The organism is Leeuwenhoekiella sp. CH_XMU1409-2, assembly GCF_037029365.1.
GTDB lineage: Bacteria > Bacteroidota > Bacteroidia > Flavobacteriales > Flavobacteriaceae > Leeuwenhoekiella > Leeuwenhoekiella blandensis.
Map to the genome: position 1 here is coordinate 60,659 of NZ_JAYMEI010000010.1, position 12,498 is coordinate 73,156.

Annotated in this window: 11 protein-coding genes; 6 read left to right on the forward strand and 5 right to left on the reverse strand. The window is 39.2% G+C overall.

Annotation, left to right across the window (positions count from 1 at the left end; translation table 11 throughout):
- Positions 1-10 precede the first annotated feature (10 nt).
- From WA338_RS11720 to WA338_RS11740, 5 genes are all read left to right on the forward strand, one after another.
- On the forward strand, positions 11-2,920 hold the full coding sequence (locus WA338_RS11720) for a PEP/pyruvate-binding domain-containing protein (protein ID WP_336093452.1): 2,910 nt from the start codon (positions 11-13) through the stop codon (positions 2,918-2,920).
- 41 nt (positions 2,921-2,961) lie between these two features.
- On the forward strand, positions 2,962-4,254 hold the full coding sequence (locus WA338_RS11725; RefSeq protein WP_336093454.1) for a serine hydrolase: 1,293 nt from the start codon (positions 2,962-2,964) through the stop codon (positions 4,252-4,254).
- A 131-nt stretch (positions 4,255-4,385) separates the two neighbouring features.
- Positions 4,386-4,811 carry a DoxX family protein gene (locus WA338_RS11730; RefSeq protein WP_009780441.1) on the forward strand — a complete coding sequence of 142 codons (426 nt, stop codon included), beginning with the start codon at positions 4,386-4,388 and terminating at the stop codon, positions 4,809-4,811.
- Complete coding sequence (locus tag WA338_RS11735; protein ID WP_336093458.1) at positions 4,811-5,284, forward strand: glutathione peroxidase; 474 nt, start codon at positions 4,811-4,813, stop codon at positions 5,282-5,284. Before WA338_RS11730 ends, WA338_RS11735 begins: the two co-directional genes overlap by 1 nt.
- The gene (locus tag WA338_RS11740; RefSeq protein ID WP_273016952.1) at positions 5,285-5,737 is read left to right on the forward strand and encodes a MarR family winged helix-turn-helix transcriptional regulator; all 453 of its coding nucleotides are present in this window, start codon (positions 5,285-5,287) and stop codon (positions 5,735-5,737) included. It begins immediately after the preceding gene.
- Here the strand turns inward: WA338_RS11740 and WA338_RS11745 are convergent.
- The 4 genes from WA338_RS11745 to WA338_RS11760 form a co-directional block, all read right to left on the reverse strand.
- Positions 5,734-8,505, reverse strand: a complete 2,772-nt coding sequence (locus WA338_RS11745) for an NTP/NDP exchange transporter (RefSeq protein ID WP_336093460.1) — start codon at positions 8,503-8,505, stop codon at positions 5,734-5,736. The genes WA338_RS11740 and WA338_RS11745 overlap by 4 nt on opposite strands.
- Positions 8,506-8,563: 58 nt before the next feature.
- Entirely contained in the window at positions 8,564-9,502 is a 939-nt protein-coding gene (locus tag WA338_RS11750) for a serine hydrolase (protein WP_336093462.1), read from the reverse strand.
- 178 nt (positions 9,503-9,680) lie between these two features.
- Entirely contained in the window at positions 9,681-10,496 is an 816-nt protein-coding gene (locus tag WA338_RS11755) for a lysophospholipid acyltransferase family protein (RefSeq protein ID WP_009780446.1), read from the reverse strand.
- A 70-nt stretch (positions 10,497-10,566) separates the two neighbouring features.
- The gene (locus WA338_RS11760) at positions 10,567-11,208 is read right to left on the reverse strand and encodes an NUDIX hydrolase (RefSeq protein WP_272984813.1); all 642 of its coding nucleotides are present in this window, start codon (positions 11,206-11,208) and stop codon (positions 10,567-10,569) included.
- A gap of 2 nt (positions 11,209-11,210) precedes the next feature.
- Between WA338_RS11760 and WA338_RS11765 the strand changes: the two genes are divergently transcribed.
- Positions 11,211-11,936: a peptidylprolyl isomerase gene (locus tag WA338_RS11765; protein ID WP_009780448.1), complete on the forward strand. Its 726-nt coding sequence runs from the start codon at positions 11,211-11,213 to the stop codon at positions 11,934-11,936.
- On the opposite strand, the gene WA338_RS11770 is transcribed toward WA338_RS11765, so the two are convergent.
- Positions 11,933-12,478 carry a pyridoxamine 5'-phosphate oxidase family protein gene (locus tag WA338_RS11770; protein WP_272984814.1) on the reverse strand — a complete coding sequence of 182 codons (546 nt, stop codon included), beginning with the start codon at positions 12,476-12,478 and terminating at the stop codon, positions 11,933-11,935. The genes WA338_RS11765 and WA338_RS11770 overlap by 4 nt on opposite strands.
- Between the last annotated feature and the right edge of the window lie 20 nt (positions 12,479-12,498).

Below are 12,498 nucleotides of genomic sequence, written 5' to 3' on the forward strand. Positions count from 1 at the left end.
ACAACCTATTATGCCCAAAACACTACCTGCGCTGTATTTTTTCCTTTTTGTAGTAGCTTCATTTTCACTTCAAGCTCAAGAATATACTACATCAACAATTAAGCAAACGATACAGGATTTTAAAAAGGATCCTCGTGGTCCCTATTTGCGTATCCGTTGGTTTTGTGAAGATGGTACGATGCGTGAACCCAAAGATCCTTGTCCAGAGGGTGTTGACGGCATACAGCACGCAAGCTACAAGAGCATTACAGAGGATTTAGCCGAAAAAAATCATCTATTTTTTGGTGAAATTTTAGCCGCCGCAGAACATAACGAGTTTTGGGACGAGGCCAATCAACAAAGCAGATTGAAACAATACCAGCTTAATAAATATTTACAAAGTGTAGATAATGGTTGGATTCTGGAAAAAGCACAATATTACCGTGGTGCAATTCAATCTGAAGATGAAGAAGCCTGGGGCATCGAATTTTATGAATGGCTTTTGAAAGATGACGCCCGCTTAGAAAAAAATTATTACCTCATTAGACAATCGCTAAAAGACATTCCTCATTCTGGTGACGACAATATCGCACAGCGTATGCGCAGTGAGTCAAAAGTGATCGCGGAAGAATTTCCTGAGTTTATGGATGTTCGCGTAAAAATTCACGGCCAGCCCGAAGTAAGCGACCTTGCTCTTGTGCAAAATTTCCGTCAGGAATATAACGACGAACTTACTCCGGAGCTTAAAGAGCAATTTGATGCGCTTGTCGCTACACTGAATGAGTACTATTCTCCAATCAACTTAGAGCGCTTAAAAAATGAGGTTTCAAGTATTAAAGGAGAATTTGACGTTAAATCGCAATTGCTTGATTTTACTACAGATTTTGACAACAATACACCCGCATACAACATCATCCCCGAGATCAGTGATCTTTTGTGCAACATTAGAACACAGATCACTCAGGTAAAAAAGGCTTCAGAACGCCTCACTCTTTTAGATGTATCCTTAAAACTAGAAGAAATGCTGCTGAAAAAAACAGCCGACTGGGAACCTGAAGACCTTCGTGAGTTACTAGAAAAAAACTATTATTTGAGTTATGCTACTGCCGGCACCGGACTTTTAGAAGTTTGGGAATGGGAAGAAGTAGCTTCGGTTATTGCTCCTATAAATTACACTACGGTTTCCTTGGCAGAATTGAATTCCATTTTAAATACTTCGCGTAGCATTGTGCAATGGAGTGCTGCGATGGCTAAAGCAAATTACGACGAAGTGGTAGCAAAATACACCGAATTTGAACCGCTTGCCGCGGGCTTTATTGATGATCGCGTGCGATCGTCGGTAGCGCTTCCGTTAGGAAAAACCGTAAGCGAGTTGGGTGATTTTATTTCAACCAAATCAAACCTAGAAAACGATGTGATGCAAATTGATGAGCAAAGCGCTATTCACGGGTTGAATCCGGGATACGCGATGGGCGAATTGGTTGTCGTCTCAGGAAATCCGGATGCGGTCGAAGTTTCAAATAAAAAGATCTACATCTTCAAGCGTCCACCTTCAGACCTAAAACCTGTGGCAGGAATCGCTACGGTAGATGAAGGGAACCTAGTTTCTCACGTACAGCTGCTCGCGCGTAACTTGGGCATTCCTAACGCAGCTGTAAGCGATAAAAATTTAGAAGATCTTGAAGCCTTTAATGGGAAAGACGTATTCTATGCCGTTTCAAGTAAGGGAACCGTGATCCTAAAACTCGCTGCTGCAATGACTTCTGAAGAACAAGCTTTATTTTCTACCGAAGAGCGCAATCAATCTAAAATTGCCGTTCCTATCGAAAAAATACAGCTAGACAAAAAGAGCATTCTCAATATGCGTGATATTGATGCTTCGGCCAGCGGAATCCTTTCTGGGCCCAAAGCTGCTAATCTGGGGCAACTCAAACAAATGTTTCCTGATCACGTGGTTGAAGGGCTCGTGATTCCTTTTGGAATTTTTAGAGATCACATGAATTTACCAATGCCTGGTCAGGGAAAAAGTTACTGGGAGTTTTTAACTGAAATGTTTCAAACTGCCGAAGCAAAACGAAAAGCAGGAACTCCAGAGTCGCAAGTGGTCGATTATCAACTCGCCAAGCTTGCTACTTTAAGAGAGGCGATCAATGCTATGGAATTGAAACCTTCATTCGTTACTGAATTGCGCAACGCCTTCTCTTCTATTTTTGGAAAACCTATAGGGCAAGCCCCTGTGTTTTTACGCAGTGACACTAATATGGAAGACTTAGAAGAATTTACCGGTGCAGGTTTAAATCTGACGCTTTTTAACGTAGTTGAAGAACAAAAGATCTTAGATGGTATCAAAAAAGTATGGGCATCTCCGTACACCGAGCGAAGTTTCAAATGGCGCCAGGTTTACCTTTCAAATCCTGAAAATGTATTCCCTTCCATTCTTGTGATTCCAAGTGTAGATGTAGATTATAGTGGTGTGATGATCACCAAAGGAATCAATGAAGGAACTGATGAAGATCTTACCGTTGCCTTTAGTCGTGGTGCCGGTGGAGCCGTAGATGGTCAGGCTGCCGAAACCCGATTGGTAACCTCAACAGAAAGCAAGTTACTCGCACCTGCTCGTCAACCGGATTTCATTCGTCTACCCGCATCAGGCGGAACTAAAGCCTATCAAACAGCTTTTGAATCTTCAATTCTCAACGAAAAGAATATTCAAAGCCTAAGAGAGGTTGCAGAGGAAATTCGTACCAAAATACCGCAAGAGACCAATAGCAATCCCAATTCAGCTTATGATGTAGAATTAGGATTCCAAAATGACAAATTGTGGCTATTTCAAATACGTCCTTTTGTTGAAAATAAAAATGCCTTGAGCAATGGATATCTTGATTCTATAGCTCCAAAAACAAATCCAGACGAATATATAGAAATGGACAGTAAGCTCTAAGTTTTCTGCAACCTCTTCTAATATTCTTATAAAAACTAACTATGAAAAAATTATTATTCTGCATACCTGTAGTACTTCTGGCACTAGCATTTGCCACGCCTGAAAGCTTCTACCCTATCGATGGTTATGAACGCACAGGGATAGATCGCCTGGCTTATTTGCAAAAATTGGTACGAGATAGCGTCGCCTATAATCGCATTCCACCTGGAGCTTATTATTCTATAGATGACATCAAACTGCGACTTACTCAAAAAAGAGACAGCGCAATTACCTATATGCAGGACGATCCCGAACTTCAGAAAAAAATTGGCGGGTTGTTTTACGGTTTAGATCAAAGCTATTCGATTTCGGTATTAGATATGACAGACAGTACCGATCTGAAATACGCTTCGCGCAACGAAACCCGAGGATATCAACCGGGAAGTGTGGGAAAATTAGCTATTCTTATTGCAATGTTTGATCAGCTTGAAAAATTATGTCCGGATGATTGGGGAGCTCGATTGAATTTACTCAAGTACAAGCGCGTAAAAGGTGGACCTTTTGCTGTTTACGATCACCATACCATTCCTGTTTATGATATTGAACAAGATAAATTAACACGCAGAACGGCACGCGAAGATGATGTTTTTAGCCTTTATGAATGGATCGATCATATGGTTGCCGTAAGTAATAACGGCGCTGCCAGTGTGGTGTATCGCGAAGCATTATTGCTGAAGGTTTTTGGTGAAAAATACTTTGACCTTACCGATGAAGAAGCTATGCAGTGGTTTAAAGATACAGACCGTGGCGAAGTAACCCGACTGGCCAATGAGGTTGTTAACGAACCCTTGAGAGCCATGGGCATCACCGAAGATGAGTGGAGACTGGGTGGCTTTTTTACTAATGGAGGTGAACGTTATGTAGGTCGTATGGGAGGTAGCATTGGCTCTCCTAAAGGCTTGATGAAGTTTTTAATAAATCTGGAACAAGGGAAAGCCGTTGATTCGCTTTCTAGTCTTGAGATGAAACGCATTATGTATCAAACCGAACGTCGTATACGCTATGCTTATTCGCACGATCTGGATTCAGCTGCTGTTTACTTTAAAAGCGGAAGTTTTTATAAATGTGATAAGAGCAAAGGTCCTTGCGGCGACTATGCAGGAAACGTATTTAATTATATGAATTCGGTGATTATTGTAGAGCATCCTGATGATGGGCCCAAGTATATCGTATGTCTGATGACCAATGTTTTGGGTAAAAATTCGGCTACAGATCATATGTATCTGGCAGGACGTATTGATAAAGCCTTGCAAGAACAAGTTGCTCAAAGCAGAGCGACAACTACAGGTCAATAAAACTAATTATATTTAAAATCTCGAAAACCGACGGTGTGTAACTGTCGGTTTTTTTATATCGGCTTTAACCTTTGTCATCTGATAAATAGCTACATTTACATCGTGTGCGATTTAATCGTAAAAGATATATTATGAAATACACTATTACCCAAAAAGTCTTTAGAATTATTCTAGGTGCTTTGATGGCCTTGGCCGGAATTGGTCATCTAACCTTTCAACGGCAGGAGTTTCAAGCTCAAGTCCCGCGATGGCTGCCTGACGATCCTGCTTTTATAGATTTTGTAGTTTTGGCATCAGGAGTTACCGAAATTCTGCTCGGTCTTTCGATGATCTTTCTTACAAAACACCGTATTAAAGTCGGTTTGATTCTAGCGATTTTCTATGTGCTCATATTTCCCGGTAATATTTCGCAATACACCAATGGCATTGATGCCTTTGGATTAGATACCGATCAAAAACGACTCATTCGCCTATTTTTTCAGCCGATACTAATCATATGGGCTTTATGGTCAACCGGTGCCCTCACTTATCTCAAAAACCTTAAAAACAAAGACTAATGCATTTTTATGATTTAGAAGCAAAAACGCTTCAAGGGAACACTATTCCTATGGCTACCTTTAAAGGAAAAACGGTAATTGTGGTAAACACTGCAAGTAAATGCGGCTTAACCCCGCAATATGAGGGGCTGGAAAGCTTATACCAAAAATACAAAGACGACAGACTCGTAATCCTTGGATTTCCTTGTAATCAATTTGGTAATCAAGAACCCGGTGCAGCTGAAGAGATAAGTGAGTTTTGTCAAGTAAACTATGGGGTTAGCTTTACCATGTTTGACAAAATTGAAGTAAATGGAAGCAATACACATCCTATTTTCAAATACTTAAAATCTGAATTAGGAGGTATCTTAGGCAGTAAAATCAAATGGAACTTCACCAAGTTTCTCCTTGATAAAAAAGGGAATCCGGTAAAACGATTCGCTCCAATAACCAAGCCTGAAAAGATGGAAGCATCGATAAAAAAGCTACTTTAAATGGAAGATGCTTCAGTATTACATCTTAAAAATCAGTTTTGTTTTCCGCTTTATGCAGCGTCAAGACTTACCACAAAGCTTTATGCGCCAATACTCAAAGCTCTAGAGCTCACCTATCCACAATATTTGGTGCTTATGGTGCTGTGGGAAAATGATCAACAAACGGTAAATGCAATAGGTAATTGCTTGCTTTTAGAATCGAACACGCTTACTCCTTTACTCAAACGTTTAGAACAAAAACAGCTTTTACAACGTACGCGCTCCAGTAAAGATGAACGAGTTGTCACAGTAGGACTTACTCAAAAAGGGATTGACCTGAAACAAAAAGCGCTTAGCATTCCACAGCAAATAACTGCTTTATTTGAAGACACAACACTAGAACCTAAAAACCTAGAAAACTTTTATCAAACACTGTATAAATTGATCGATGCTTTAAAAGAAAAAACTGCTTAGCTAGGCTTTTGCGTTTCGATAAGTGATGGCTGCAATTTCTTTAAAGCTAAAGATGCAAAAGAACGCACATCTTTGTTTTTTGCGGTGATCTTCAATTCGGCTAAAAGTGGTAAGAAAGAAGTATCTCCCAAAAACTGAATTAAATAAATCACGGGCAGTCGTAAATTACCATCACCCACTTCAATGAGTTTGATAAGCGCTTTATTAAAGCTGATGTCATCGTCTTCTAAGATCTCGTGATACACATCTGCATCTTCAATGATCGCAAGTTCTAACAAGGGTAAAAGGCTATGTTTTAATTTTGGTGAAAGAATATTATCTAAAAATTCTATAGCGTTGGCACGGGTATCTCGATCTTCACTTAAAAACCCTTTATACGCTACATCAAGATCTTTACGATCATAATACACGGCAAGCATTTGAAAAATAGTCTCGACCCGTAATTTCAGTTGTCGATCCAGAACTTCGAGAAGTCCTTCCCGAGCCTGAATTAATTCGGTATGATCATCTTCTGGCAAACGTTGGTATGCCTCTGCCTTAAAGTTATTCCTGATCACTTTTTTACTGCTAATAATATCACGATACTCAAAGGTGAATATTAGTAATTGCCTGAATATACTCTTTGGAAAATAATTGAGTTTTGGGTTTTTACCCTTCAGCTTATATAAGGATTTTGAAGCTGCACGTCTTATCAGGTTATCGCGGCTACGTAAAAGACTCAATAGAATGCGCACTGAAGCTTGCGTCTCAAAGGTCTGAATAACAGCGGGTATATATTTTTTAGCGCTGTTTTTTATCTTCTTTTCAGCTTCTCGTTGTAATAAGATTTCACTTATTGAATCTCCATAAGCAATAAGTGCAGTGATTGCATTCTTTCGATACTGTTTAACGGTAATAAAATCTATAAGCGCATCAATAAACATGGGCTCTTTAGAAATTCCTGCTGCATTTATCGCGTGACTTACAATAAGTGGATTGCGATTATTAAAGTTTACTGATATAAATGAATAAAATTGAGGTATTTGTGCATATCCGATAGACTCGAGCAAAAATGACAATTCTTCAGGTCGATGATCACTGTCTGGAAGTTCAAGCTCTGCCAGCCACAGCTCAATGCGTAATTCTAAATTATAACGCGCTGCGACTTTACGATTGTGCCGGGATTCTTTAGACAAACATAATAATGCGGCGTGGGCTATATAATCGCTACTATGGTTAAGATAACTATCAAATATGCGGCTGTCATTTAATGATGTATGGGTAATAAGGTAATTCATTGCTGCATATACAACCTCATCATCTTTTAAATGCACCATATTACGCACGGCTTCAAGCGCAGTACCTTCCGGGTAATGATACAATTGATTGATTGCTGCAATCTTAACGGCATCATTATCGTGCTCTAATAAAGGAATAATTTTATCCTTCAGTATTTTGGCATTTCTAGGGTTTAAATGATCGAGATAATTTGCAATCTGATCTGGATCCCCTCCGCTTAGAATACGCCTTCCTATCTCAAGGGGCGACTTCCGTTTACGTTTTGTACCTCCGGGCACTTGCACTGCTTGTTTGAGACTCTGTCTAAAACTTTTAAAATAAGATTCTCGCACTTTGAAAATTCCGACAATCCAGACTAAAATCAAAAATAGAATGATCACCGTCACGTAGTTTGAAGATAGCGATAATCCCTTGATGACAAAGATCAGCAAGCAACCTGCAATTCCCGTAGCTACACTATCTACCACTACATCAATAAATGATTTTGTGCGGTTCTTAACCTCCAGAGGCACCGGTACCATAGCAAGTTCTGTCGCTGCCTTATTTACCGACTGTTTTAAACTTCCGTCTAAACCTTTAATAATAATGAGCACCCAAAGTTCTGGGAATGTCAAAAACAATAAAGAGCCTAACGCAATTCCCAATGGAAGAATTAGTAACGAACTATTAACTCCTAACTTTTCTACAACTCTATTGGTTAGAAATAATTGAATCCCTAAAGAAACTAGATTGAATGTTGAAAACCAAAACCCAAAAAAGGATGCTAATTGATCGGCATCAGGTATCGCTTTACTTGCAAAATCACTGAATTGATAATCAACAAGCTTTGCTACAATAACTCCTAAACCGATGATTAACGCGAGAAAGGTTAAGTGCTTTGATTTTAATAAAATTTTGAACGCAGTATCTCCTAAAATCTTTTGCGATCCTATAGATACCGAACCTCTGCTTACATAGCCTTTTTTATAAATTAAGCTAAGAAGCGGGATACATGCAATTATAAATAAGGCGGCGACCAGTAACATATTTCCGTTACCAATTAAAGGTACGAGCAATGTGGTTAGGTAACCACCAAAAATTCCACCTGCAATTGCTCCAGAACCAATAAACCCAAACAAACGTTTGGCTTCACGTGCATTGAAAACCATATTTGCCAGTAACCAAAACTGACTCGTGGTAAGCACGGCGAAAATTCCGCTAATTACATAAAACGTATAAAGTACCGCACCACCAATAGCATTTACTTTATATAATATGCACAACAAAATAAATGCTAAAGCAAAAAATACCAGAGACACAATAATGATGCGTCTCAGCGAATAGCGCCGTACCGCTTGATTGTAAAAGTAAGACGTAACAATTGCTGTAGCTGCAATAAGTAAATAACCAAAAGCTAAATTATCGGCACCTAAGCCCTTAATGAATAAGGCATTTACCGTAGGTTTTACAATTAGAAGAATGGTTATAATCAAAAAGACGTATAACTGCATGAAAAAAGAGATGGTTATCTCACCATCTCTTATATTAAACGTCTTTTTAAGAAATTTTCTAATCACCTACATTGCCAGCACCCTTTGTAGCACTTGCAAGTAAAGTTCGAGATTTTTGAATAGCTTTTTCTACAGGAAATACTAAATTTCTTATAATTTGTTCTCCATTAGGATCTTCAACAAGAGCTACTAAAATATATCTGCGACCATTATCTCCCCATACAAGAATAGAGTCTGAGTGATATTGTTTCCAAGAACCCGATTTTCTAAACAAACGCGCATTAGGTGCAATACGCTCTAGCGTGTTTACAAACTTGTGATGAAGCGAAGGATTCTCCATAATATCAAGCATCGCTTTAGAACGCTCTGGGCTAACCAATTTTCCGGTTACTAATTTGTAATAAAATCTACAAACTTGCTCTGCAGTTGCGGCGTGACTTAAACCTTTCATAGGATCAGGTCTACGCTCTCCGGCAGCCGCATAGCGTTTTCCTACCCAAAGACCACCACCTTTGTTCTGATCGTATAACTTATAACGGTCACTGGTAAGTACACTAGAAATTTTATCGTAGCCTAAACGATCGATCATACGCGTACTAGCCTGGTTGTTTGATTTACTAATCATCAACCACATGTCTTTTTTGATTTCTGCTGTTTCTTTCAACTCACCTTTTTCAATAGCATCCATCGCCGAAAGCAAAATAGCGATCTTAGGCAAGCTCGCAGCATACATCATCTCATCACCATTAAGACCAGCATATTGAATCGCATTAGGATCATCAAGACTTACAATACCCACTGCCATACGTTTTTGATCTACAAGACGCTTCATCGTAGGATCTTTTGAGATCTGATTGTATAGTTGCGAGGTTAATACAGAACTATTGAAATCTTCAAGCGGTGCATCTACGCATTCTTTGAAGGGAAGTTCTTGAGCATTTATTTTTGAAGTTACTGCTACTACTAGCAATATTAGGGCTAAACTTAGTTTTCTCATAAACAATTTTTGGTCTGATTGATTTTGGGCTTTAACGCAAAGTTTACATTAATAGTATGCAAAGGTTAAAGAAAAATCAACACAAATTCAACATTTAACATTCTTTACTTTAAATAGTTGCAAGCGCTATGCCAAAGAAATGTTAAAAGGCAAGTTTCTGTAAAACTATGGCCAAAATCTAAGAATCGCCCTGATAGCCCCAGCGTCGTGTTTGGTTGAGCTCTTCTTCTTTTTGAAGTTCTTCTTGGGGAATTACTTTTAAGAAAGATGGATGTTGCTCGATCGCATATTCAATCATCTCTACAATATCTTCGACACTATCATTTTGATAATCGATATCCAGAGGCTTTTTGATTTCCATAGTTTGAAGAATTCCGCGCTTTTTGATACGAATGCCCTTTTTATCAAAAGATCTTCTAAAACCATCAATTACAATGGGAACCACAACAGGCTTGTACTGTTTTATGATGTGTGCGGTACCTTTTCTAATAGGTTTCCAAGGTTTTGTAGTGCCTTGCGGAAACGTAATCACCCAACCGTCGTGGAGTGCAATTCCTATATTTTCGGTATCACTTAAGTTTACGGGACGGTCGATCTCTTTCCCTTTTGAGCGCCAGGTACGACTTACTGAAACAGCACCGGCATAAGCCATAATACGCGGTAATAAGCCGCTACGCATAGTTTCACTTGCCGCCACGTAGTAAATATTCAATTTGGGTTGCCATAAATAGCCCACATTTTTTATGCTATCTACTCTCCCACTCAAGCTGGCATTAAATACGTGAAACATAGCAACCACATCTGCAAAATAGGTCTGATGATTGGATACAAACAGCACATTGGTCTCCGGTAAATCTTTTATAATTTCTGAACCTTCAATCTGCAACGCATTAAAACCACGGTAGCGCCTGTGCGACATCACACCGGCTACGCGGATTAACCACTTCTTAATGAAGTCGTAATGCCCAAAGGGATTGGTTTTAAAAATTGCCATAAGTTATGTTCTGTAATATGCTGATTATTGCGGAATATAAAATTAATACTTCAAATTCTACTCCTCAAAATTAATCTAATTGTTGAAGGGCCCATTTTACTTCACTCAACATCATAGCTGTCGCGCCCCAAACTACGTGCTCTGCAAGATAAAAAGCGGGGACATCGAGCATCGTCCCGTAGGAAGTGTCAATACGCTGTGTAATCACACTTTTATCATCTAAGAATTGTTTCAGCGAGACTTCTAAAATTGCTTCTACTTCAGCCTCTTCTTTAATAAAACGTGGAGTTTCTTTTACATAACCTATAAAAGGCTGAACCCAGAAGTTACTTGGTGGTATATAAAGTTTAGTGAGTTTTTTCACGACTTCAATTTCGCTTTGCGCGAGACCAACCTCTTCTTCAGTTTCCCTTAAGGCGGTATGTTTAATGCTTTGATCTAAAGTTTCGGCTTTACCACCAGGAAATCCTACTTGATTACTATGTACTCCTTTATAGGTCTTTCTCAAAATAAGCACCAGCGTAGTCTCTCCTTCAGCATTAGGATAAAAGACCGCCATTACTCCGGCCCAACGCGGATTTTTTGCCTCAATATCCATTTCACTCAATGCGCGAATGCGTTCATCAGGTGCCATTTCAAATTGTGCCTCTTGCCCAAGTAATTGCAAATTGCTTAATTTTGGCATTCTTTTTAAAAACTCATCAAACTGCATATATGCGTACTTCTGTTTACTTATTCCTTAGTTTTTTAATGCTGATAGCAGCCGGTTGTGAAGATAAAAAAACAAAAGAAAAACCTGAGGAATCGCAAACCGTTGAAAAAGTAATAGATAGCACTCCTGAGCAAAAAGCAAAGGCAGAAAATGAGCGTTTAAAGAAAAAAGCCGGATCAATTATAGAATCTCAGGCAGAGTTAATTCCGTTTTTAACCGAATACGGTAAAAACAATCCGGAGACACGAGCTCGAATTTCTACAGAGTTTGGAGATATAGACATTCAGCTTTATAGAGATACTCCTTTGCATCGTGCTAATTTTGTGCTGCTAGTAAAGCAAGGCTATTTTGATGATACGATGATTCATCGTAACGCAATAGATTTTGTTGTGCAAGGCGGAAACAGTGACGGTTATGAAACTCCCAAAAAACGCCAGCGTATAGGAAATTATTTAATTCCCAATGAAGCTAGCCCAAATCACACTCACGTGCGTGGAGCGTTTTCTGCAGCAAAATATCTAGAGCAAAATATTAGTGACGCTTCGTCTCCTTTTGAATGGTTTATTGTCGTTCCTGAGCGTGGCGCGCATCACTTGGATGGAGAACATACGGTTTTTGGTCGTGTTACCAGCGGAATGGACGTAGTTGACGAAATCAATAAACTGAAGACCGATGATAACGAATGGCCAATTAAAAATGTCTATCTCGAAGTGAAGTTGCTGGATTAATCCTTAAAAATCCCGGTTTCTAACCCATCTAAACTGGTTTGGTTTTTATCGGTCCAATATTCTTTGATGCCACTTTCTCCTTTTTGTTCTGCCCAAACTTTCAGCGTTTCGCGCTCCCCTTTATAGTCCATAAATGGAACACCAAAACCGCAAGAAGTTTGAACCAGATCAATGTTCAGTTTGAAGATTTGTCTGGAGCCTGCTGTTTCCTCAAAATAGTTGATGTATTCTGAAAATGCGTGATCGCGCTCGTGAAACACTTCAGCCTCGCCATACAATCGTAGAATAAGCGGATTTTTCTCAAAAGAGCAAAACATAATCGTCATACGTGAATCTTCGAGCATATGTGCTGCGGTCTCATTTCCGCTTCCGGTAAGATTAAGCCAAAGTACTTCCTGATCATTCAATACATAGAAGGTGGCCATTCCTTTGGGCGAAATATTCACACGCCCTTTTGCAGCAGCGGTGCCTACAAAGAATATTTTTTGCTGCTTTATAAAATCTTGTAATGCCTGCGTAAGTTGCGGAAGCTTTTTGCCCATGACTCGATGTTTTTATAAAA

Excerpts from the sequence above, each read along its gene's own strand:
- WA338_RS11720 (WP_336093452.1), top strand. The coding sequence starts at position 11 with ATGCCCAAAACACTACCTGCGCTGTATTTTTTCCTTTTTGTAGTAGCT.
- WA338_RS11765 (WP_009780448.1), top strand. The coding sequence starts at position 11,211 with ATGCGTACTTCTGTTTACTTATTCCTTAGTTTTTTAATGCTGATAGCA.
- WA338_RS11745 (WP_336093460.1), bottom strand. The coding sequence starts at position 8,505 with ATGCAGTTATACGTCTTTTTGATTATAACCATTCTTCTAATTGTAAAA.
- WA338_RS11755 (WP_009780446.1), bottom strand. The coding sequence starts at position 10,496 with ATGGCAATTTTTAAAACCAATCCCTTTGGGCATTACGACTTCATTAAG.
- WA338_RS11740 (WP_273016952.1), top strand. The coding sequence starts at position 5,285 with ATGGAAGATGCTTCAGTATTACATCTTAAAAATCAGTTTTGTTTTCCG.
- WA338_RS11735 (WP_336093458.1), top strand. The coding sequence starts at position 4,811 with ATGCATTTTTATGATTTAGAAGCAAAAACGCTTCAAGGGAACACTATT.
- WA338_RS11730 (WP_009780441.1), top strand. The coding sequence starts at position 4,386 with ATGAAATACACTATTACCCAAAAAGTCTTTAGAATTATTCTAGGTGCT.
- WA338_RS11760 (WP_272984813.1), bottom strand. The coding sequence starts at position 11,208 with ATGCAGTTTGATGAGTTTTTAAAAAGAATGCCAAAATTAAGCAATTTG.
- WA338_RS11770 (WP_272984814.1), bottom strand. The coding sequence starts at position 12,478 with ATGGGCAAAAAGCTTCCGCAACTTACGCAGGCATTACAAGATTTTATA.
- WA338_RS11725 (WP_336093454.1), top strand. The coding sequence starts at position 2,962 with ATGAAAAAATTATTATTCTGCATACCTGTAGTACTTCTGGCACTAGCA.
- WA338_RS11750 (WP_336093462.1), bottom strand. The coding sequence starts at position 9,502 with ATGAGAAAACTAAGTTTAGCCCTAATATTGCTAGTAGTAGCAGTAACT.